26 protein-coding genes and 1 pseudogene are annotated in these 21,570 nt (G+C 47.7%); 8 read left to right on the top strand and 19 right to left on the bottom strand.

Translation table 11 applies throughout. The features are described from left to right. Positions 1-4: 4 nt before the first annotated feature. From SFW65_05450 to SFW65_05425, 6 genes are all read right to left on the bottom strand, one after another. Positions 5-850, bottom strand: a complete 846-nt coding sequence (locus SFW65_05450; GenBank protein MDX1922553.1) for a hypothetical protein — start codon at positions 848-850, stop codon at positions 5-7. After that, positions 850-1,290, bottom strand: a complete 441-nt coding sequence (locus SFW65_05445) for a response regulator (GenBank protein ID MDX1922552.1) — start codon at positions 1,288-1,290, stop codon at positions 850-852. The genes SFW65_05450 and SFW65_05445 overlap by 1 nt, the downstream gene beginning before the upstream one ends. Positions 1,291-1,387: 97 nt before the next feature. Next, positions 1,388-3,406: a methyl-accepting chemotaxis protein gene (locus SFW65_05440; protein ID MDX1922551.1), complete on the bottom strand. Its 2,019-nt coding sequence runs from the start codon at positions 3,404-3,406 to the stop codon at positions 1,388-1,390. A gap of 152 nt (positions 3,407-3,558) precedes the next feature. Further along, positions 3,559-4,389 carry a carbon-nitrogen hydrolase family protein gene (locus SFW65_05435; GenBank protein MDX1922550.1) on the bottom strand — a complete coding sequence of 277 codons (831 nt, stop codon included), beginning with the start codon at positions 4,387-4,389 and terminating at the stop codon, positions 3,559-3,561. Then, positions 4,386-4,646 carry a glutaredoxin 3 gene (gene grxC, locus SFW65_05430; GenBank protein ID MDX1922549.1) on the bottom strand — a complete coding sequence of 87 codons (261 nt, stop codon included), beginning with the start codon at positions 4,644-4,646 and terminating at the stop codon, positions 4,386-4,388. The genes SFW65_05435 and grxC overlap by 4 nt, the downstream gene beginning before the upstream one ends. A 36-nt stretch (positions 4,647-4,682) precedes the next feature. After that, positions 4,683-5,459 carry a ComF family protein gene (locus SFW65_05425; GenBank protein MDX1922548.1) on the bottom strand — a complete coding sequence of 259 codons (777 nt, stop codon included), beginning with the start codon at positions 5,457-5,459 and terminating at the stop codon, positions 4,683-4,685. A 36-nt stretch (positions 5,460-5,495) separates the two neighbouring features. Between SFW65_05425 and SFW65_05420 the strand changes: the two genes are divergently transcribed. From SFW65_05420 to parC, 4 genes are all read left to right on the top strand, one after another. Next, the gene (locus SFW65_05420) at positions 5,496-6,449 is read left to right on the top strand and encodes a methyltransferase domain-containing protein (GenBank protein ID MDX1922547.1); all 954 of its coding nucleotides are present in this window, start codon (positions 5,496-5,498) and stop codon (positions 6,447-6,449) included. A gap of 93 nt (positions 6,450-6,542) precedes the next feature. Then, positions 6,543-8,657, top strand: coding sequence for an ATP-binding protein (locus tag SFW65_05415; protein ID MDX1922546.1), 2,115 nt, complete (start codon positions 6,543-6,545; stop codon positions 8,655-8,657). A 58-nt stretch (positions 8,658-8,715) separates the two neighbouring features. Beyond that, complete coding sequence (gene recO, locus SFW65_05410) at positions 8,716-9,480, top strand: DNA repair protein RecO (GenBank protein ID MDX1922545.1); 765 nt, start codon at positions 8,716-8,718, stop codon at positions 9,478-9,480. Positions 9,481-9,496: 16 nt separating this feature from the next. Then, positions 9,497-11,728, top strand: a complete 2,232-nt coding sequence (gene parC, locus SFW65_05405; GenBank protein ID MDX1922544.1) for a DNA topoisomerase IV subunit A — start codon at positions 9,497-9,499, stop codon at positions 11,726-11,728. Here parC and SFW65_05400 read toward each other — a convergent pair whose 3' ends face one another. The 5 genes from SFW65_05400 to SFW65_05380 are packed head-to-tail and all read right to left on the bottom strand — an operon-like array spanning position 11,729 to position 14,327. Beyond that, positions 11,729-12,001 (bottom strand): hypothetical protein, encoded by a 273-nt coding sequence (locus SFW65_05400; GenBank protein MDX1922543.1) that lies wholly within the window; start codon positions 11,999-12,001, stop codon positions 11,729-11,731. It lies immediately after the preceding gene. Positions 12,002-12,031: 30 nt separating this feature from the next. Further along, positions 12,032-12,274 (bottom strand): hypothetical protein, encoded by a 243-nt coding sequence (locus SFW65_05395; GenBank protein MDX1922542.1) that lies wholly within the window; start codon positions 12,272-12,274, stop codon positions 12,032-12,034. After that, positions 12,274-12,504 (bottom strand): hypothetical protein, encoded by a 231-nt coding sequence (locus SFW65_05390; GenBank protein ID MDX1922541.1) that lies wholly within the window; start codon positions 12,502-12,504, stop codon positions 12,274-12,276. Before SFW65_05390 ends, SFW65_05395 begins: the two co-directional genes overlap by 1 nt. Before the next feature lie 13 nt (positions 12,505-12,517). Next, positions 12,518-13,651, bottom strand: a complete 1,134-nt coding sequence (rlmN, locus tag SFW65_05385; protein MDX1922540.1) for a 23S rRNA (adenine(2503)-C(2))-methyltransferase RlmN — start codon at positions 13,649-13,651, stop codon at positions 12,518-12,520. 52 nt (positions 13,652-13,703) lie between these two features. Then, positions 13,704-14,327, bottom strand: coding sequence for a hypothetical protein (locus SFW65_05380; protein MDX1922539.1), 624 nt, complete (start codon positions 14,325-14,327; stop codon positions 13,704-13,706). Positions 14,328-14,501: 174 nt separating this feature from the next. Here SFW65_05380 and SFW65_05375 point away from each other — a divergent pair, with 174 nt between their 5' ends. Both SFW65_05375 and SFW65_05370 read left to right on the top strand, forming a co-directional pair. Continuing rightward, positions 14,502-15,062, top strand: coding sequence for a sigma-70 family RNA polymerase sigma factor (locus SFW65_05375; protein MDX1922538.1), 561 nt, complete (start codon positions 14,502-14,504; stop codon positions 15,060-15,062). Continuing rightward, complete coding sequence (locus tag SFW65_05370; GenBank protein ID MDX1922537.1) at positions 15,059-15,703, top strand: hypothetical protein; 645 nt, start codon at positions 15,059-15,061, stop codon at positions 15,701-15,703. The genes SFW65_05375 and SFW65_05370 overlap by 4 nt, the downstream gene beginning before the upstream one ends. Here the strand turns inward: SFW65_05370 and SFW65_05365 are convergent, their stop codons facing one another. Both SFW65_05365 and SFW65_05360 read right to left on the bottom strand, forming a co-directional pair. Then, entirely contained in the window at positions 15,704-16,192 is a 489-nt protein-coding gene (locus tag SFW65_05365) for an RNA methyltransferase (GenBank protein ID MDX1922536.1), read from the bottom strand. It abuts the gene before it with no gap. A 36-nt stretch (positions 16,193-16,228) separates the two neighbouring features. After that, the gene (locus SFW65_05360; GenBank protein MDX1922535.1) at positions 16,229-16,486 is read right to left on the bottom strand and encodes a hypothetical protein; all 258 of its coding nucleotides are present in this window, start codon (positions 16,484-16,486) and stop codon (positions 16,229-16,231) included. 109 nt (positions 16,487-16,595) lie between these two features. Between SFW65_05360 and SFW65_05355 the strand changes: the two genes are divergently transcribed. Beyond that, positions 16,596-17,021 (top strand): thioesterase family protein, encoded by a 426-nt coding sequence (locus SFW65_05355; protein ID MDX1922534.1) that lies wholly within the window; start codon positions 16,596-16,598, stop codon positions 17,019-17,021. Further along, entirely contained in the window at positions 17,018-18,271 is a 1,254-nt protein-coding gene (locus SFW65_05350; protein MDX1922533.1) for a methyltransferase, read from the top strand. Before SFW65_05355 ends, SFW65_05350 begins: the two co-directional genes overlap by 4 nt. Here the strand turns inward: SFW65_05350 and SFW65_05345 are convergent. The 6 genes and pseudogenes from SFW65_05345 to SFW65_05320 all read right to left on the bottom strand — a co-directional run bounded on the left by SFW65_05345 (position 18,261) and on the right by SFW65_05320 (position 21,524). Continuing rightward, positions 18,261-18,500, bottom strand: a complete 240-nt coding sequence (locus tag SFW65_05345) for a hypothetical protein (GenBank protein ID MDX1922532.1) — start codon at positions 18,498-18,500, stop codon at positions 18,261-18,263. The genes SFW65_05350 and SFW65_05345 overlap by 11 nt on opposite strands. After that, positions 18,497-18,760 (bottom strand): annotated as a pseudogene (locus SFW65_05340) (EndoU domain-containing protein). Before SFW65_05340 ends, SFW65_05345 begins: the two are co-directional and overlap by 4 nt. Before the next feature lie 181 nt (positions 18,761-18,941). Next, the gene (locus SFW65_05335) at positions 18,942-20,129 is read right to left on the bottom strand and encodes a class I SAM-dependent rRNA methyltransferase (protein MDX1922531.1); all 1,188 of its coding nucleotides are present in this window, start codon (positions 20,127-20,129) and stop codon (positions 18,942-18,944) included. After that, the gene (gene gpt, locus SFW65_05330; protein ID MDX1922530.1) at positions 20,126-20,632 is read right to left on the bottom strand and encodes a xanthine phosphoribosyltransferase; all 507 of its coding nucleotides are present in this window, start codon (positions 20,630-20,632) and stop codon (positions 20,126-20,128) included. Before gpt ends, SFW65_05335 begins: the two co-directional genes overlap by 4 nt. Before the next feature lie 93 nt (positions 20,633-20,725). After that, positions 20,726-21,175: a hypothetical protein gene (locus SFW65_05325; GenBank protein ID MDX1922529.1), complete on the bottom strand. Its 450-nt coding sequence runs from the start codon at positions 21,173-21,175 to the stop codon at positions 20,726-20,728. Positions 21,176-21,212: 37 nt separating this feature from the next. After that, a complete protein-coding gene (locus SFW65_05320) occupies positions 21,213-21,524 on the bottom strand; it encodes a hypothetical protein (protein MDX1922528.1) in 312 nt (103 codons plus the stop codon). Positions 21,525-21,570 lie beyond the last annotated feature (46 nt).

Genomic DNA, 21,570 nt, shown 5'->3' with positions numbered 1-21,570 from the left:
ATAATTAGATACGCAGCGTATATTTGCCTGCGTATTTCTTGTAATAGTTATTCACAAATTCGACAGCCTGCTGCGGGGTATAGGTCAGCAAGCAATCCATATCGGCATTCCAGGGGAATAATTTGACCCGGTCAGGCTGGTTGCGATAGCCCGCATCATAAGCAGCTGCGACGTCCTGGTCGGTAAACAGCCCTCTTGCCAAATCTGCACGGACAAACACGGCGTTGTTATATTGCAGACTTTCCAAAATATATCCGTGCGGACGCATCACTTCAGCCGCAGCGGTGAGAGAACAACCAAAGAAATGGTCCGTCTGCCAGACATGGGTAGGGGTAAAGTTTACATTGAAATAAAGCGGTGGCGGAATTTTTTCATTGATTTCCATCGAAATAATCTTTGGCCGGAACCCGGATTTAATCATCGCATCGAGAACATCAAGATCATACGAATCAATATCAAGGTTCAAAATGTCAAAATCGGCGGGCACTTCAAACCCCTGAAGCAACGCAGCGACATTCAATGGTGTTACGCGCCCACGTGCAAGTTTTGCATTTGGAAAGTTTGTATGAAGGAAAGCCAGCTTTGAAAATTTCAACGGGTCCATTTCCACGGCAAGCCCATTCCAATTCGCATCTTTAAAAAAGCCAAGCGTACAGGACTGGTCAATGCCGTCGGCGGCAGCAATATCGACAATAAACCCTTTAGCGATGTTCAATTTGGAACTAAGCATCCGCAAATGCTTATACTCGCCACCAAAGGATGTATCTTCGGCGATCGACGCTAAAAAATGTTTAGCCAAATCTGCAAAATGCCGGATGATATCGCCACTGGGAATGGAAATAGTCAGCATTACGGCCTCTGCTTGCTAAACGGCGCTTGAGCGCCCATGGCGATGCGAATGGCTTCTTTGAACTTCGGCAGTGATACAGGCTTATTCAAAACGGCCTTCACGCCCATATCCGTTGCTTGTTCCAGCAGCATCGGATCTTTTTCACCGGTAACCATGATAATAGGAATATGTTTTTCCCGAAGGTTTTTGTTTAGCCGCACCGTATTGCAGAATTCATAACCGTCCATCCCCTGCATGTGCCAATCAAGCACAATCAAATCAGGAACGGTAGCGCCGGTCATGCTGATGCGCCGCAGGCATATTTCTGCATTTTCGAATTCCTCGACCTGCTTGATACCAATCTGATGCAGCATGGTGCGGATCAGACTGCGCATATAGACATGGTCATCCACGACCAGCGCGAGCCATGTTTTTTCACTTGGCGTGATGGATTGCATCATAGGTGGAAAGTCAGAAAATAAATCGCACGAAGCACCCTTCGCGTGAAGGGCACTTCTAAATCATGTTCGAGAACCATATCCGACTCAATAGCTTTGTTTAGCTACGGATTTGCGCGATAAACTCTTCAACAAGGCCGCGCAGTTGTTCCGACTTCTTCGATAGCTCGCCCGATGCGCCAAGTACTTGCGCTGCGGCCTCACCCGATTCGCTCGATGCACGGCTAACCTCGACGATATTCTTGGCGACTTCCTGTGTACCGGTCGATGCCTGACGCACGTTCAGGGCAATTTCCTTTGTCGATGCCGATTGTTCTTCGACCGCTGCCGCGATGCTTTCGGATATCTGGTTGATTTGGCCAATCTGACCGGAAATATCCTTGATTGCCTTGACTGCGTCCTGCGTATTGGTTTGCATGTTCGAAATCTGCTCGGAGATATCAACGGTTGCTTTGGAGGTCTGGTCGGCAAGATTCTTCACTTCTGCCGCAACTACCGCAAAGCCTTTACCAGCATCACCTGCGCGCGCAGCTTCGATGGTCGCGTTCAACGCCAGCAAATTGGTTTGCCATGCAATGTCTTGAATCATCTTCACGACGTTGTCGATCTTCTTGGCGGATTCTGCAAGACCTTCCACAGTTACATTAGTTGCTTGCGCACGGCTGACGGCCTGACGCGTGAATCCTGCGGATTCTTCAACTTTTTGTGAAATCTCGTTAATCGCAGCCAAGAGCTGTTCGGAAGCTGTTGCCACGGTTTGCACCGATGCAGTTGCTTCTTCGGTTGCAGCGGCAACTGCCGTAGCACGGTCGGTTGTCTGGTTGGAGATTTGGGTCATGCTTTCAGCGCTTGAACGAAGTTCGGTTGCAGCCGATGAAACCGTATCAACCACGCTACCCACACTTGACTCAAAATGGTCAGCCATATCGTTCATGGCTTTCTTGCGTTCCATTGCCGCCATATGTTCCATCTGTTGGGCTTCTTGACGGCGCTGTTCATCAGCCAATGCTTTGGCTTCCGCTTCACTCTTCGAGCGGGCGGCAACGCTTTCGCTAATTCCCACAACGGCACGGGCAATATCACCCACTTCTTCCTTGCGATCTTGCCCGGGCACGACCAGATTCAATTCGCCTTTGGCCAACCGGCTCATAATCCCGACCAGCTCTGATATAGGCTTGGTGATCGAATGCGATACGAGCCACATCACGATCATGGCAAATAACAAAAGCACAGTTGTAATGATTGCACTTTCTATTTCTTTTGCTATAAAACCGCTAATGCGCTTCTTCAAGAGACGTTGAAGTTCTGCATCACCTTTTTCCCAAAGGATTTCGTTGGCTTTCAAGAAGGCCAGATAAGCGTCATTCAGTTTAGCAGTAGTTAAATCTTTGGCATCGCCTTTGGATAACACCGCATTGGTCAGATCAATCATTGTTTGCGCTGAATCTTCTGCTTCCTTGTAGTAAATATCCAGTGCAGCCTTTAATGAACCGTCTGCATTTCCGGCAAAGCTTTTTTCACGATTGGTATTCAATCCATCAGAGTAAGTGGTCTGCATCGCTGACTTAAGTTGTAATGCCTGCTTGTTCTCTTCGGAAAGGGTTCCACCTGCTTCGATTGCACCGGTAAGAATGGCATGCACATCGCTCATTTCCATGACACGGCTGGGGATCTTAACCGTCACGCTGTCCATGGTGTAGAAACTATCGATATCGGGGTCGAGTGTGAGGTTGGATTTATCCGCGACAAGACCAACAATATCCACGATACGGTCAAGTTTGAATTCGATGTTTTTGGCATCATCAAACGTAGCAATTGCTTCTTTGGTGAGGAACGGAGAAGTTTCAGCGAGTTTCTTCACCTCTGCCCATTCACTGTCCATTTTACTGTAGGGATCTTTTTGTTTGTTCAATTCAGCAACGCGGCCACGGGCAGCAGCGATTTCTACATCCCGCACTTGAACAAGCAAACTTGAACCATCAGCTTCAGCCTGGCTGAATTCCACCTGCGCGTTATTCATTGAAACGACCTGATACAACAAAAAGCCGATGGGCAGCAGCAAGATGCCCACGATAACTAGAATTTTGTGCATCAAACGCATATGGTTCAGGAATTTCATGGCTTGCCTCGGATTGACAGAACGAATTGAAAATATTCAGATTTGCAAGAGTAAGGTGACCGCGTCACTTATGAATATTTTATACTTTCATTAGTTAACGAAGTATTTCAGATTGGGTGCAAGCGTATTTATTATCAATTCCGCGTATGGAATTATTCTAAATCGAAATCACGATCATGTTTCAGGGAAGGGATGGCCTTGCGTGCCTCCGCAACTTTGCCGAGTTGAATTGTGGCGGTGATAATACCTACTTCTTCTCCGCCATCGGCAAGAATTTCTCCCCATGGGGAGATGATGAGACTATGCCCGTATGTCTTACGTCCACCATCATGCATTCCGGTTTGCGCAGCAGCAAAAACAAAGCAGCCTGTTTCGATTGCGCGCGCTTGCAATAAGGTATGCCAATGCGCTTTTCCCGTGGTTTGGGTAAACGCTGCTGGCACGGTGAACATTACCGCACCAGCTTTCGCAAGTTCACGATAAAGATGAGGAAAGCGTACGTCATAGCAGATGGTAAGACCCAATTTTCCCCATGGCGTATCAACCAATACCGCTTTATTGCCGGGCACGATTTCACCGGACTCGCGGTATATTTCACCGGGCTTTGGCGTTGCATCATATAAATGAATTTTATCATACCGTCCGACAATCGCGCCAAACGGATTAAATACCAGTGATCGGTTCGCCATTTTATCATGGGTCTTGGTAATTGATAAACTGCCGCTGACAATCCAGATTTTCAATTCACGGGCAAGGGAAGCAAACAAGACCACCGCAGGATGTTCAGTTTCTGCATGCGCTTGCGCCAGTTTAACTTTACGTTCACGCGCCATGCAGCCGAGGTTTTCAGGAAGTACCACCATGTCTGCGCCATCTTCTTTTGCGCGGCGTATAAGTCCTTCGGCAGTTTTCAAATTTTCCGCAAGACTGGGAACGGAGTTAAGCTGGATACAGGAAAGGGTGAGTGTTGGATGTGCTGTCATGCTTGGGCCAACATCGGGTCAAGTTTTCCGGCTGCATCAAGCGCATGCAAATCATCACATCCACCCACATGCGTGCCATTAATAAAAATCTGCGGAATGGTACGCCTGCCGTTTGACTTGGCCAGCATTTCTTCGAACTTTACGGCATCCGCTTTTACATCGATGACATCAAAAGCTACACCTTTCTTTTTAAGCAAGGCTTTTGCGCGTTCACAATACGGGCAGTTGGGGCCTGAATAAACGGTGATATGTGCCATGGAAACTCCTTAAACCATTACCCACTTAATATAGGGCTAACTATGGGCTTTGACCACCCGTGCCAGCGTCAACACATCTACATTGGCCGCACCGGCTTTTTTCAAAGCGATAACGCATGCATTGGCGGTAGCGCCTGTTGTTAGCACATCGTCAATCAATAATAGGTTTCTTCCCTCAATTTGCGCAAGTGCATTTGGGCGCACCCGAAAAGCATTTTTGACATTCGAATAGCGTTGCTCACGGGATAAATGTCCCTGACTATGCGTAGAACGGATGCGCGCTAACGCATGCAGTACCATTGGCTTACCACATAATTTTGCAAGCTGGTGCACAAGCAACGCCGATTGATTATAACGGCGCGAAAACAGACGCGTAAAATGCAATGGTACCGGCATCAACGCATCGGCTTTTTCAATCAACGCTTGTCCAGCATGAGCAAGAAGACGCGCAAGTGCGCGGGCAAAATCGGTTCGGTCCTGATGTTTGAATGGCAACAGTACGCTTTTGCTGGCTTCATTATAAACAAGTGCAGCGCGTGCAGCGGTAAAGTCAGGCCGGTCAACAAGGCAAGCGCCGCATAACGCCGCATCATTGATGCTTTGGCCTTCATATTCAAATGGCAACCCGCAGCACGAACAAAATGGTGGTGAAATGAACGTAAACCCACGCCAGCACGTACCACAAAAACCGTGGCTTTCGCCAACCATTTCTTCACACACAACGCACAACGGTGGCAGCAACACATTTAGGCCATGTGTTGCAGATTGTTGTAACTGCTGGAAAAACGATGCCACTGGAATCATAAAGGCCATTTGGTTAGTGTCATCTAAATCTACTCAACTAGTGATATGAACGCAATCAGTCCAAATCCTCAGCCATCTGCGCTATTTAATCGCCAGCGTCTGCGCCAGAACCGCTTACGCGCGCGCGCCAATTTTGCTGATCACAATGTTTTGTTCGAAGAAGTAACCATGCAGTTGCTTGACAGGCTGCAAGGCATCAACCGTTCGTTTAATCGCATACTGGATTTGGGCTCGCGCAATTTCTCGCTCTCGAAATCACTTTCGAAACAGGATGCGTCGCGCTTTATTGTGCACTGCCCCACCCTGCCAGATGTCAAGAAGCTATTGCCCCATCATGTATGCGTCGCCGATGAGGAATGGTTGCCATTCCGTGATGCGTCGTTCGATTTAATTATCAGCAATTTGAATTTGCATTGGGCTAATGATTTGCCGGGCGCACTCATTCAAATGCGCCGAGCACTAAAGCCGGATGGTTTTTTCTTAAGTGCTTTATTTGGCGGCGAAACCTTACGCGAATTGCGTGAATGCCTTTATGAAGCGGAAATGCAACTGCGTGGCGGCGTGAGCCAGCACATTTCCCCTTTTGCCGATATTCAGGATTGCGGCAGTCTTCTGCAACGTGCAGGCTTTACATTGCCTGTGGTGGACAAAGAACGATTTACCCTCACCTACCAAAACAGTTTCCAGTTAATGCGCGAGTTGCGCGGCATGGGCGAAAGCAATATTCTCAACTCCCGCGATAAGCGGTTTATGCCAAGTGAACTGTTTATTGAAGCTGACCGGATATATCGAAATCGTTACGCTACCAAATCAGAATCTGGCAAATCGGAAAACGGTCCGTCCGAAAAAATTGATGCGACATTCGATATCATCTTCATTGCAGGATGGGCACCGCATGATAATCAACAAAAGCCGCTTAAGCCCGGTGAAGCGCAAAGCCGTCTCGCCAAAGCATTGAATACACAAGAAATACTGACAGGGGAAAAATCCTCTCCTTAATATCGGTCTTATTTCTTAATTCTTTTTTTAATGCCATCTATGCGATAATTATTTCACGCATCAAACCGGTGCTTGCCCGTTCGTTTCAAGTTTATGACCCATTTGCAGTCGCCATTTCAATTAACCGCAGAGGATGCTCAAAAAGAGGTGAGCGTTGACTACAATTCTGCACGGTTTGTGGTGCCGGTTGCCGCAATTGGCCTGGTTATATCCTTCGCATTGTTCTGGATGATGCAACTTTTTGGGCAGTGGTATGTCAGTTCTCAGCTTGCGGATGTTACCCATAAACTGGTGATGCTGGAACAAGAACAGGCACAAAAGCAGCTAGGCCTTTTAGTTCATATTCAAAATACACTGCGCCAAAATAACGGGCTGCGCAGCGAAGAAATTTCCAAGCTATTTGATGATCAGGCCGATAATCTTCCCTATCTCTCGTTTTTTATTGTTAAAAAAGGCAGCGTAATGCAGCTGGGCGAGAATGCGATGAATATCGATTTGCCGCAAATGCCCAATGAATGGAACGAAGCGATTGCGGATGGCAAACGACTGAACGAACGGATTTTTGTCGGTGATTTTCCGCGTAAAGCCGAATGGAAATCAACCTATCTGGTTTTCTCCGAACGTGGCTTTTCGAAGAACGATACGTATGATGTACCACATGTGTTTGCTGCGCTGAATGTACAAAAATTTCTGGATGATATAAAAACGGTATTGTCCAGCAGTTCGCTTGATGAATTGGCACTTTATACACCTGACGGCACCAAACGCCTCGCCCATATCGAAGCATCAGGCAACGAAGGATTTAGCGCACTCATCCGCAGCGAGATATCCCTCTATATAGGTGATATCGCGCTATTACTGCGTTTTGGTGCATCGCCAAATAAATTTATTTTATGGGTAATTGTGCTCCCCTATGTCGCGTTGCTGACGGGATTACTGATTACGTTTTTGGTCGGATATAATTTATGGAATACCGACCAGCGCGGCAATGAAGTGAATGCTCTGGCGCAATCGCTGACCAAAACGGTTAGCGAACTTGAACAACGGATTGTGGAAGGCGAATTAATGGCTGCCGCGCTTCGCGAAAGCGAACGTAAATACCGTGCCATTTTTGAAAACGCCAGCATCGGCATTTGCCAGATTTCTCCACGCAATGAATGGCTTAATGCGAACCGCATTCTGGCAACACTCCTGGGTTACCGTGATGTTGTCGAATTGTTGGCAAGCCAGCCGGATTTCCATAATAAACTATTTGTGGACGCCGCGCAGCGCGAGCAATGGATAAGAGATACAACCAATGAAGGACTGGTGCGGGATTTTGAAGCAGCGATGCGCCGCAAGGACGGAGAGATTATCTGGGCCAGCATTAACAGCCACGTTGTGCGCAATGAAAACGGCCAATTACTGCATTTTGAAGCAACATTTAACGACATCACACAGCGCCGCCGCAGCGAGCAAGCGCTTATCGCAGCGAAAGAACAGGCGGATTATGCCAACCGCAGCAAGTCGGAATTTCTTGCCAATATGAGCCATGAATTGCGCACGCCGCTTAATGCGATTATCGGCTTTTCTGAGATCATCAAGGATGAATTATTCGGCAAGGTTGGCCAGCAACAATACGTTGAATACGCCAAAGATATTTATGACAGCGGCGAGTTATTGTTATCGCTGATTAATGATATTCTGGATATGTCCAAGATCGAAGCGGGCAAGCGCGACTTGGCAGAAAGCGTTATCAATATCAACCGTGTTGTACAAACAGCGCTGCGCCTTGTAGCTTCGCGCGCGAAGATGAGCAAACAACATTTGATTGTAAAAATTCCGAAAGATTTCCCGGATTTCCGTGGTGAAGAACGCGCCTTTAAACAGATTATTGTAAATTTGCTTACCAACGCGATCAAATTCACCCCCGAAGGCGGTAGCATCACAGTGCATGGCGAGATGAACGCCGATGGCACGATGCATTTAAGCGTTGAAGATACGGGTATTGGTATTGCACAAGAACATATTGAAACCGTGCTGGCACCATTTGGACAAATTGAATCAGCGTTAAGCCGTAAGCATCAAGGTACCGGCCTTGGCCTGCCATTGACCAAGGCATTGGTTGAATTGCATGGCGGCACATTGACCATCGCCAGCACCGTGGGTGTTGGCACAACCGTCAGTATTACCTTGCCAGCGAACCGTATATTGCAACAAAGCATGTAACGGGCTAGATTGTTAAAAATCAAATTCATAGTTTTATTTCATTATTTATAAAGCCAATATGGACTGGTCTGCTCCCGCTTATGTCTTGAGTTTTCGCGCCTTTGGCGAACGCGACGCCGTTGTCAGCGTTCTAACAGAAGAACATGGGCGCTTTGCAGGATTAGTGCGCGGCGGCCAATCGCAAAAACATCGGACGCATTGGCAACCAGGACATCTTGTAAACGCCACATGGCGGGCGCGTCTTTCCGAACATCTTGGAAGTTTTACGGGCGAGGCAGTTAAAAATAATTCGGCCAACCTAATGCATAGCCCACTAGGTCTTGCCACACTGCTTAGCGCTTGCGCGCTTGTTGATCTGACCACCCCTGAACGCATGCCACTAACGGGATTATTCCAAAGCATTTCCGATTTACTTCCGCTTGATGAAGGCGCAGATGATTTGGCACGGTATGTACGTTTTGAAAATGAAGTGCTCTGCGCACTTGGCTATGGGCTTGATTTCAGTTGCTGTGCGCTAACCGGCACGCGAGATGATTTAGCATATGTCAGCCCCAAAACGGGCCGCGCAGTGAACCGCACCGCTGCGCAGCCTTGGGCTGAAAAGCTGCTGGTTCTACCGGATTTTATGCACAAGGTACTGATTCCATCATGGGATGACATTGCCGCCGGACTTGCATTAACAGGCCATTTTATTGAACGGCATGTATTTCACCATTTGCCCAGCTACGCGTTGAACCAGTTGGCAGCAAAGCGCGAACGTGTGCTTGATTTGGTCAATAAACAACGTATGGTTGCGCCGCAACCCTTATTGTCTGTTTCGTGATTCGGATTTTGTTTAAATGGCTAAAGCACCTGTACTCGTCGCTGCGAATGATATTTTAGAAAAACCTTTTGCCGATTTATTGGGTGAGCGTTACCTCGCCTATGCTCTCTCTACCATCACCTCCCGCTCGCTGCCCGATGTGCGCGATGGATTAAAACCCGTTCATCGCCGTCTAATGCACGCCATGAACGAGTTGGGTTTGGAACCCAACCTGCCGCCAAAAAAATCCGCCCGCGTGGTGGGTGACGTTATCGGTAAATTCCACCCGCATGGCGATGTAGCCGTTTATGAAGCATTGGTACGCCTTGCACAGGATTTCTCCGTTCGTTATCCATTGATTAGCGGGCAAGGTAATTTTGGTAATGTGGATGGTGATAATGCAGCCGCGATGCGTTATACCGAGGCCAAGCTGACGGATGTCGCGCAGGCGCTATTAGCAGGAATGAATGAAAACGCGGTCGATTTCCGCGCCACCTATGACGGCGATGGTAGCGAACCCGTTGTATTGCCAGCCGCCTTCCCTAATCTTTTAGCAAATGGCGCAAGCGGCATTGCCGTGGGCATGGCAACATCCATTCCGCCACACAATATTTCTGAAATTTGCGATGCGCTTCGTTATGTTATCACCACGCCGAATGTCGGCTTTGATAAATTACTGAGCTTTATGCCCGGCCCTGACTTCCCGACAGGCGGCGTCATTGTTGAGCCTGCGGCAAATATTAAGGAAGCCTATAAAACGGGACGCGGCAGCATTCGTATGCGCGCCGTATGGGAAGTTGAAGAGCAAGCACGCGGCACATGGCAGATTATCATCAAGGAAATTCCCTATCAGGTTCCAAAGGGCCGTCTGATTGAAAAAATTGCAGAGTTAATCACCAATAAAAAAGTTCCGCTGCTTGATGATATCCGCGATGAATCCAGCGATGATATCCGCATCGTTTTAGTGCCAAAAAGCAAGAATGTAGAACCCAATGTACTGATGGAATCGCTATTCCGTACCTGTGAATTGGAAACGCGCTTTTCCATCAACATGAATGTGCTGGATGCGAACGGCATTCCGCGCGTGATGAATTTGCGCGAATTGCTACAGGCGTTTCTTGACCACCGCCAGCAGGTACTTATCCGGCGCTCTAAATTCCGTCTTGATAAGATTGAAGCGCGCTTGGAGTTACTGGCGGGTTACCTTATAGCCTATCTCAATCTTGATAAGGTTATCAAAATCATCCGTGAAAACGATGAGCCAAAGCCAATTTTGATTAAAACCTTCAAGCTGACTGATAATCAGGCCGATGCGATTTTGAATATGCGCTTGCGTTCATTACGCAAATTGGAAGAAATGGAAATCAAGGGCGAAGAAAAAAGCCTGTCAGCTGAAAAAGCTGGACTTAAGAAACTTCTCGCTGATGAAAAGCTACGCTGGCAACATATTGATGGTGAAATTGCCGGTATCAAGGAACGCTTTGGCAAAAAAGCAGGAGATAAACGCCGTACCAAGTTTGAAACTGCCCCTGAAATTGCCGATGTTCCGATTGAAGCGATGATTGAACGCGAACCCATCAGCATTTTCCTTTCCGCCAAGGGCTGGGTGCGTGCAATGCGCGGACATAATATTGATGCCAAAACCTTGCAATATAAGGAAGGCGATGAACACGCCCTCATGCTACAGGCGGAAACAACGGATAAGATATTACTGTTCGCAAGCAATGGCCGGTTCTACACGCTGGGCGGCGATAAGCTGCCGCGTGGGCGTGGATATGGTGAACCTGTTCGGCTGATGCTGGATTTGCCAAATGATGCAGATATTCTTGCGCTCGCGGTTTACAACCCAGAACATAAATATCTTGTCGCAAGCAATGAGGGCCGCGGGTTTATCGTAAAAGCCGAAGATGTGCTGGCGCAAACCAAGAACGGCAAACAGATTTTGAATGTGGAAGCGCCCGAACGCGCTGTGGCCTATTGTGAAGTGCACGGCGATACGGTGGCTGTGATTGGCACCAACCGCAAGTTGTTGCTGTTCCCATTGATCGAAGTGCCAGAAATGGCCCGCGGTAAAGGCGTTATCCTGCAAAAATACAAGGATGGCGGACTTTCAGATGTTATGACCTTTACATACAAGGACGGCCTTAACTGCACTAATAACGGACGCAATTATGCCTTTAATGACTTGAAGGAATGGCGCGGCGAACGTGCGCAAGCTGGCCGCTTACCGCCCCAAGGCTTCCCAAGAAGTAATCGTTTCAAAGACTAATTATTTTTTATCGAACGCGGCTTTTGCTTTATCGCCGAATTCTTTTGCTGCCTGAGCTGCATCATCCGCTGCTTTTTGCGCTGGCGAACGATCATCAAAGCTTCCTGCCGCCTTATCCATGCCCTTAGAGATTTCTTCAGCAGCAGCATCAATACGTTCGCCCAGCGTCTTAGGACGCGGTGGCTGCATCAGCACATAAGCGCCAACCAGAACTACCGCAACGACAATCGCGGTTATGATAACTGTTTTAATTGTGTTATTTGCAGCTGACATGAATACTCTCCTTCGTTGCTATCTATCTGGCTACTTCTCTCTTGGAAACTTCACCAACGCCAAAACCCATAAGCTGATTACACTAGCGGTTGGCACAATAAGCAGCAATGCCCAAAGTGGCTTGTAGCCAAGGCGAGCGAGCACAAAACCAGATAATGTAAGCGTAGCGGCAATAATTAGGCCCACAATGGTCATCGACACGTAATGTGACTGCGCAAGGAACCATGCTTGCGGGGCATAAAGCGCATCCAGAATTGGCTTAAGCTGTTCCATTATACAATTTCCAGTTTAACAGGTTTGGGTTTTGGTTCGGCCTTTGGAAATTTCGGCCATGGGCGCGTGAGCATCAGCGCCGTCAGCAGGTAACCCGAAAACGGAATAACCATCGATGCAAACACAAGCAATGCGAAAATGCGCGGCAACCCAACGCGCGCAAAAATTTTCATCAAGGGATAAAGCGAAAGAATGCACGCAAGCAATGTGGGAATGGCAGGATGATCCATTTTATACAAGCCTTTACACTAAACCTTGTGCCAGTTCCTTTTCGCGCTGCAATTCGGCAATTGCTGCACGCTCGGTTACACTTAGCTTCATTGATGCAGATTTGAGCTGTCCGCATGCCGCCAGAATATCGCGCCCACGCGGACGGCGAATGGGGCTGACATATCCCGCATTGTTCAAATAATCTCCAAATGCTTCAATCGTATCATCATCGCTGCATTCAAATGCCGAACCCGGCCATGCATTAAACGGAATGAGATTTACTTTGGAAGGAATGCCTGCAAGCAATTTGACCAAGGCCTTGGCATCGGCAATGCTGTCATTTACGCCTTTTAACATTACATATTCAAAGGTAATGCGGCGTGAATTGGAAAGGCCGGGATAGTTGCGGCAGGCTTCCATCAGTTCTTTAATCGGGTATTTGCGGTTAAGCGGCATAATGTGATTGCGCAATTCATCATTCGTTGCGTGAAGGCTAATAGCTAAGTTCACGCCCAGTTCCTCACCGCATTGTTTCATCATCGGCACGACGCCTGACGTAGATAACGTGATACGACGTTTGGAAATGGAAATACCATCCGGGTCCATCAACATTTTAATAGCCTTGGACACATTCTCGTAATTATAAAGCGGTTCGCCCATGCCCATGAAGACGATATTGTTGAGCAACCGGTCCTGGCTTTGCGCGGTCCAATCACCCAATTGGTCACGCGCCAGCATGACTTGGCCAACAATTTCGGCCGCATCCAAGTTACGTACCAAGCGCTGAGTACCGGTATGACAAAAGCGGCAGGTTAGTGTGCAACCCACTTGGCTTGAAATGCACAACGCGCCAATGTCGCGCGTGACAGATGGAATGTGCACCATTTCTACTTTTTGATTATCATTCATGGATAGCAGCCACTTTTGGGTGCCATCTACTGACTTTTGCGCCTCGGTAATCGCGGGGCGCTGCACTACAAAATGTTTTGCCAGCTCTTCACGTAGCCCCTTTGAAAAACTGGTCATCAACGCAAAGTCAGTCACGCCGCGCACATACATCCAGTGCCAGAGTTGTTTGGCCCGAAAGGGCTCTACGCCCAGCGGGGCGACGAGCGCAAGCAATTCTTCGCGCGGTAAACCTATCAATGACTTCTTAGCTTGTTCCATGGTGGAAGGAATGTGGCGATTTGGCGGGCCTATGTCAAAAGCCAAATTAAAATCAGGTAATCCCGCAGGCTTTAGTAGTTGCTTTATATGCTTTTTCAGCTCCTTCGGCATTAAAGCTATCAGTGCTTTTGCCATTATCGGTCGAGCCCCCTTGAACCGTTATCCGCTTTGCCTTGCGAATGGCATTGGTTATTGCAATGTCCATTGCGCTGCTTCTGGCCCAAGCCTGATCCTTATCAGTAAATAAATTAAACGGCTTTTCACCAGTACTGAGCAGGACTTCGGATGCGGGTTTGAAAATATAACCTGCGCGATAGCTAACCACCGGATTCATACTTTCCGATGGGCGAAACGTAATCATCAGATACACATTGCTGCGCTTAGCTGAAACCGTTTCGATTTTTTTTGCCTTATCATTAGCCTTATCATTAGCCATGTCTTTTGCTGTGCCTTTTGTTTTCGTCGCAGCATTCACTTTGGAAGGAGAAGGAATTTTATAATCCTGCTTGGCAGGGCGCAGTGTCATATAACAGGTGGGATGGGCTCCCTGTTTGGTTTCATAAACATCCCAACCTTGAAAACTGCCGAGCTTTTTAGGCACACCACCGTCTTTTGCAAGAGCACCATCAGGCACTAGCAGCACGGTTAAAAGCAGAATGAACAGACGTAGCGGCATTCTTATGGCTTAATTCAAAAAGATGGAAAAATGATGAACAACACAGGCTTATGAAAGGGTTACGATTCACGCTTGGCACGAAATCACATGGAATCAAGGGGGCTTTTCTCCCAAGCAATCGCGGTCTAGTTTAAAGGGATGGATGCACCCGCCCCCCCGACATCACTTAAGGCTATGGCTTCAGAAGCCCAAGATGACGCCGTAATCTGGCTTGGCAAAATTGCCACGCAACAGGATAAATCTGCATTTGTGACGCTGTTTAACTATTATGCGCCGCGGGTAAAAGCCTATTTACGTCGCCAGGGCGTCGATAGCGTACAGGCCGATGATATCACGCAGGATGTGATGCTACAGGTATGGAACCGTGCCAGCCAATTCGATGCAACAAAATCACGCCCCAGCACATGGATTTATACGATTGCGCGTAACCGATTGATCGACGTGTGGCGTGCGCAAAAAAACAATATGATTGATTACAGTGATCCAGCTTTGCTGCCCGAAGGCCCCTACGATCAAACGCAAAGCCTCACTGCGGAAGAGCAGAATAATACATTGCACCATGCGGTAGCCGAACTTTCACCCGCACAGCGCGAGATTATCGAAGAAACCTATTTCAAGGAACGATCGCAGCGCATGATTGCCAAAGCCAGAAAAATTCCGCTTGGCACTGTGAAATCACGGCTAAGGCTTGCGCTCGACCATTTACGTGAGAAAGTAAAGAGAGAACCGATATGACAGCCCAATCCCATCCCAACCATCATCCATGCTGCAATACATTACTGCGCTATGCCGCGGGAACACTCAGTCCAGCCATGCATATGTTCGTTGCAAGCCACCTCGCATATTGCCCGCAATGCCGTCAGGAGTTACAGGCCTATGAATCACAGGCTGGCCTGGGTCTTGAAGCATTACCGCCGGAAGAGCTGGATGTTGGCTGTCTGCAAAATTTGTTATCCAAGATTGACGAGCATGGCCCGATTGCCTGTATAGACGTGACCATCCCTATCAAATCGGCATCAGCATTTCATTACCCTGAACCGTTGCAACCCTTTGCAGGCGTGACGGGTGAACGCATTCACTGGAAAACACAAGGCGCGGTTTCCAGCTGGACCATGCCGGGAGAAGCGACAACCCTCATTTATAAAATTGGGGCACGCCAATCATTAACAAACATAGCTTTTGCAAAAGATGCGATATTACTTATTTTAAATGGCGGATTTGATGATTATCAGCGCGGCGATATTGTGAAGTCAAAATCTGCTGTCAACATGACCACGACCGGCGAAACATTATTTCTGGTTATCACCCCAGCGCCAAGCGACAAGCCAAGCTGGTTCCAGCGCCTTATGTCATTTGTATTTGGTGATAAAAAGTAATTACTTGATGTGCGCGCTAGTACCCACAGGACGTTCGGCGTAACGGCCAAGGCTAACCATGCGGTCATACATGACCAATGCGCCTGCAACGCCAACATTAACGCAAAACTTGGCAGGAATTTTGACGGTATGTTCGCACCGTTTGATTAATTCCGGTGAAAGCGAACCCATTTCAGGACCAAGCACATAGGCAGCACGCAGTGGATGACGAAAACTGGGCAAATTGACCGCATCATCCAGCAGTTCAACACCGACCAACACACAGTCTTTTGGCAATACCAAATCCGCAACGGATGGATAGCGGTAAAATGGCAGATGCAGGGATGAATCGCTGGTATCGGTGCCACGTACTTCGCTCATTACAATTGCATCATTGATTGTAAAAAAAGAACTAGCGCCAAAAGCGTGCGCGGTGCGCATCAGATTTCCAAGGTTGAAGGACTTGCTAATGCCTTCAACGCCTACTGAAAAATATCCCCTAGCATCCATTATAGGGCTTCCATCTTAAAAACAACTTCTTGAAGCTTAAGCGTCGTCTTCTTCGAGCTCGTCTTCATCATCCATATCGGACTCAATTTGGGTTGCAAGGTCGCGCAGCATATCGACGATGTCGGCATGTCCTGCTACATCCACCGCACGGTTCACAGCCGTTTCAATCATGGCCACCACCACGTAATCGGCCAATGGGCCTGCTTCGGTTGCTGCAGCACTTAAATGCTTATCAGCAACTTCGAGCGCTTTTTCAAATAATGCTTCAGCACTCTGTGATGGGGTATCGACCATGGGTTGTCCTTATATTAAGTTTAATTTTGTTTTCTTCTAATCGAAGCAGGCGTAAAAGAATAGAGAAATCTCTAAACCGCAATAAAATAGGCCTTTTCCGGTAATTAATATGGCAAATGAACACCCCGAACGCGAACAGCCCGGTTATTATACCAATTGGATTGATGAAAGCGTCCGCTTCCATGACCTTGACGCATATAATCATGTAAATAATAACGTCATCGGCATTTATTTTGAGACAGCACGCATGGCGCTTTTGGAAAAAGTTCAACCCAAAGGGTGGACAACGGATGCGCATTTTGTCCTCGCAAAAAATACCATTCTGTTCATCAACGAACTTCGCTATCCCAACAAAATACGAATTGGTCAGCGCCTGCTGCGCCTTGGCGAAACATCTATGACCTCGTGCGGCGGGATATTTGTAGAAAATACCTGCGTTGCGCTTGGCGAGACCGTATCAGTATGGATTGGCAGTGAAACGCGCCGCCCTGAAAAAATTCCAGCTGACATCCGCGCTGCGCTTGAACGGTCATGAGCAATCTGCGTGACTTGACAATTTCCCACATTGGCAACGAGGGGGATGGCCTTGCACAAACACAAGACGGCATAGCGAGCATACCATTTACGCTAGCCAACGAAACCATACGCGCCGAAATTACCGAATTTAAAGGCCATATGCATGGCAAGCTGGTTGAGATTTTAAAATCGTCCAGCGCACGCGTTACACCGCCCTGCCCTATGTTTGGTGAATGCGGCGGATGTCGTTTGCAACATATGCATGATAATGCGTATCGGGATTGGAAACGCGATGCTGTTAATCATCTGCTAGAAAAAAACGGTTTTACTACGCTCGTGGGAAGCGTTTTTATAACGCCGCCCGCATCGCGACGCCGTGTAACTTTTACTGCACATAAAGAAGCAAATAAAACAAAGATTGGTTTTCACAAGCGCGAAAGCCATGAATTGGTAAATATTGATATGTGCGCAGTATTAAAACCACAACTTGCAGCGCTGATTAAACCACTGCGAAATCTGCTTGATGCGGTTTTAGAAAATAATCGACATCTATCTGTGCATTGCACCACATTAAATGGTGCTATCGAGATTGTGCTAAGTGGCGCAGCATTTAATACTGAACAAATCAAGCAATGCATTAGCTGGGGCGCCGAGCACCAGATTTCACGGTTATTTACATGCAGCGAAGACAGCGCAGAATACAGTGTTTTATTAGATCAAACTACGTTTACAGGCCATTACGGCGAGATTGAAGTCACCTTACCACCCGCAGCATTTATGCAGGCAAGCGATGAAGCCGAAGCTGCGATGCTTTCCTGCATCAAACCTTATTTTGAAAAATCAAAATCAATTGCAGATTTATTTTGTGGTACCGGATTGTTTGCACTGAACCTATACAGAAAACAAAAATCAATGCTTGCCGTTGATGTGGATGGTGCTGCCATAAGCGCGCTACAATCAGCCACCCATAATCTGCGCGGGTTCACAACGCAACGTCGCAATTTGTTCCGTGATCCATTGAAAGCGATTGAGTTAAAAAATGCCGACGCGGTGTGTCTTGATCCACCACGCGCTGGCGCAAAAGAACAAGCCTCGGAACTTGCGCGATCAACCATTCAAACCATTGCCTATGTCAGTTGCAACCCGGCTACCTTCATGCGCGACGCCCGCACACTTGCTCAAGGCGGATATAAACTGAAAAATATTCATGTGTTTGACCAGTTTTTATGGTCACATCATATCGAGTTAATAGGCCTTTTCAGCCGTTAGTTTTCTTGGGGATTTTCTTCATTTCCGCGCGGATTTCTATAGCACTTTTTTCAGCCTGCGCCAGTTTTTTCTCAGCCGCCGCCCAATCAAGAATATGTTCTAATGCCAATCCCCATTCTTCGGCTGCAAGAAATTCTTCGATATCATCAACCGCATCTGGGTAAGGCGTGTTTTTGCTGCGAATGCTTTTCCAAAGGCTGCGTAACTGTTTTTCAATTTTAGGTATCATTTACGCTTCTCAACCGGATAACCCGTGACAATTTCACCGTTTTCCCTATTGAGCACAACGCGGATTTGCACATTTTCTGCTTCGCCCATACGTAACCAATAACGCCCAGATTGACGCAGAGGCAGAGTTTGGTCATTCGCTATGCGAACAATCGTCGAAATAATCTTATCATCACTCCAGCTTTGCGGAAATTCCGTCTTGCCGGGCTTGCCTGCACCAAAGCGATGCCCGCCGCCCGTTTCGCTGCCAACCAAAATATGCGTGCGTCGGTAATCAGTCATTTTGAAATTTTGTGCCAAACCATCTTTTTCAGAAGATGTGGTTTGCTCAATAACAGCAGGGCTTTCTGTCTTTGGAAGACCCGGAATAGATATGTGAAAATAAGCCGCAAGATTGGCAAGCACGCTTAAAACCAAAATTGCCAGTATCTTATTCCGGTGTCTAATCCACATGCAGCAATATTCCTTTCAGATATGCGCTTTCGGGCAATTGCGGATGGGTTGGGTGATCCATATCCGCGCCTGTTCGCGCCAGAATGCGCGCACCACGACGCGCTTCACTTACACCACGCAAGACCTCTTCATCAAAGCGTTCACGGTTAATTGCATGACTGCATGATGCAATGAAAAAGAACCCGCCCCGCTCAACCATATCGGCGCAATGCTTTGCCAGCTTGCGATAGCCGCGCGAGGCTGCGCCAACATCTTTTTTGCTTTTGGCAAAGGCTGGTGGATCAGCAACGACAATATCATACCGCTTACTCTTGCCATGCTTTTCACAAAATTCGAATACTTCTTCTTGTTCAAACCCAACTTGTGTGAGGTTTTGTTTTGCCGCTGCCTGTTTTGCCAGCGCTAGCGAATGCTCGCTTCGGTCAACACACAGCACCGATGCGACCCCTGCTTTTGCCGCACATAATCCAAACCCGCCTGTATGCGTGTATAAGTCAAGCATGGTGCGCCCTTTGGCCAATTTTGCAACCATGGCACGGTTAGCACGCTGGTCATAAAACCAGCCCGTCTTTTGCCCGCCCGATATATCGGCACAATATGTTAAATCATTTTCAAACACATCAAGCCCTTCAGGCGCACTGCCTTTGAGCAGCACCACTTCTTCAGGCAATTTTTCCAGAACACGTGATGGATTATCACCGCGCAGCAAAATGGTTTTTGGCTTTATCAATTCATCTAACGCTGCGACTAAATCATCACGCGCAGCGTTCATGCCCGCTGTATTTGCTTGCATCACGATTACATCTCCATACCGGTCAACGATGAGCCCGGGACATAAATCGGCTTCCGCATGCACCAAACGGTAATACGGCTTGGCAAATAACTGGTCGCGCATTGCCAAGGATTGCGATAATCGTTTTACCCAAAAATCCTTATCAACCGGCTCCACATACTTATTGAGCATGCGTGCTGCAATGAGTGTATGCGGATTGAAATGCGCAATACCAAGCAATTGGCCATCAGCAGCTAATACGCGCACAACGCTGCCGGGCGGTAGTTTTTTTGCTGTTTCATCCATGACCACTTCATTGGAATACACCCATGGATGGCCAAATAAGACGCGTTTTTCCTGACGTTTTTGTAGGGTAATCGCAGCAAGTTTTAAAGATGTATTCACTGTTTGCCGCGCTGCACGGAAATAGGCTGAATGAATTGCAGTTCAACATCCCATGGGAAGTAAATCCACGTATCTTGACTTACTTCCATGATGTAGTGATCAACGAGGGGTTTACCAATCGGTTTTGCATATACTGTCGCATAGGTTGCCTGAGGCAAAATCTGACGTACTAGTTCCAGAGTGCGCCCCGTATCAGCCAAATCATCAATCACCAGCCAACCTTTACCATCACCTACCGCCTGCATAACCGGCTTTAGCAACTCCGCCTTGCGTTGCTTCTGGTGGTCATAGCTAGAAATGCAGATGGTTTCTACCGTGCGGATTTCCAGCTCGCGCGCAATAATGCCGGCTGGGACGAGGCCACCGCGCGTGATGGCAATAATGCCCTTCCACGGCGCGCCGTTTGGTGCAGCGTCATGCAAACGCCACGCAAGGGCCTTGGAATAGCGGTGCAGTTCGTCCCATGAAACAGGAAAAGGTTTTAGATTTGGGTTTTCGCTCATAAAATCCATACTACAAAACCGAGCAGGTTTTATCACCACAAAAAAATATCCCCGCTGCAAGCGGGGATATTTAAATCGTATCAACTAAAATGCTTATGGCTTAACCGGTGGCTTTGGTTCTGGGGGTACCACAGGTGGCGGACCATCGTTGTTATGCGCTGCTGGTGCTGGCACTGGCGCAGGTACTGGAGCCGGAGCAGCTTGCGGTTGACCAGCTGGTGCTGGCTGACCTTCTTGCTGACCGGGTTTGAAGTTCGGGTTAATCTTGATGCCAAGGCGGTTTAACTGCACCACAATTTCCTTTGCATTTGCATTTCCTGCATCGGCCAAACGCTGCGTACCAATCGCAATCGCGTTAAGTTGGTCAAGCATCTTCTGGTTATCGGCAAGTACTTTATCAGCTTGCTCGATGTTCTTCTTCACTTGTTCTTGCATTACATGAATATTGTCGCGATCGACAAAAATTTGCGTGAATTGAAATACCGTGAAGCCAAGCAGGGCGACTGCAAGGATGGTAACTGATTTGTGTGTTTGGTCTGACATTGCGTAATCCTCGGTTTAAATGGAACTGATTTAACAATTATTGTTTTGGTGCGCCGATACCTTGAAGGTTCACTTCATTTTGAATCAACAGCGCTTTAATTTGTTCATCCTTACGCGCAATCACCGCAGTGGTAAGCGCCTGAATGAGGCTTTGATTAATATTTGCAAAAGTGCTGTTTTGTTGAATTTTGTTATTCTTGCTGGTGAACACTGCTTGTTGCGCAATCAGGTCTTCTTGAAGAGCACGATTAGACATGATGAAGCCTGCATTGATAACAAACATTACCAACACCAGAATACTGGCAATGTAAGTAAGACGACCGCAAAGACTGGAATTTTCGCACTGCATGTGAAGCACCTTAAAAGGGGGTATAGGGAAAGGAAATGAAAGTTCA

This window comes from Alphaproteobacteria bacterium, from assembly GCA_033762625.1.
Lineage (GTDB): Bacteria > Pseudomonadota > Alphaproteobacteria > UBA9219 > RGZA01 > RGZA01.
The sequence above is the reverse complement of the archived record's forward strand: the minus strand, read 5'-3'. Positions and strand labels throughout refer to the sequence as shown.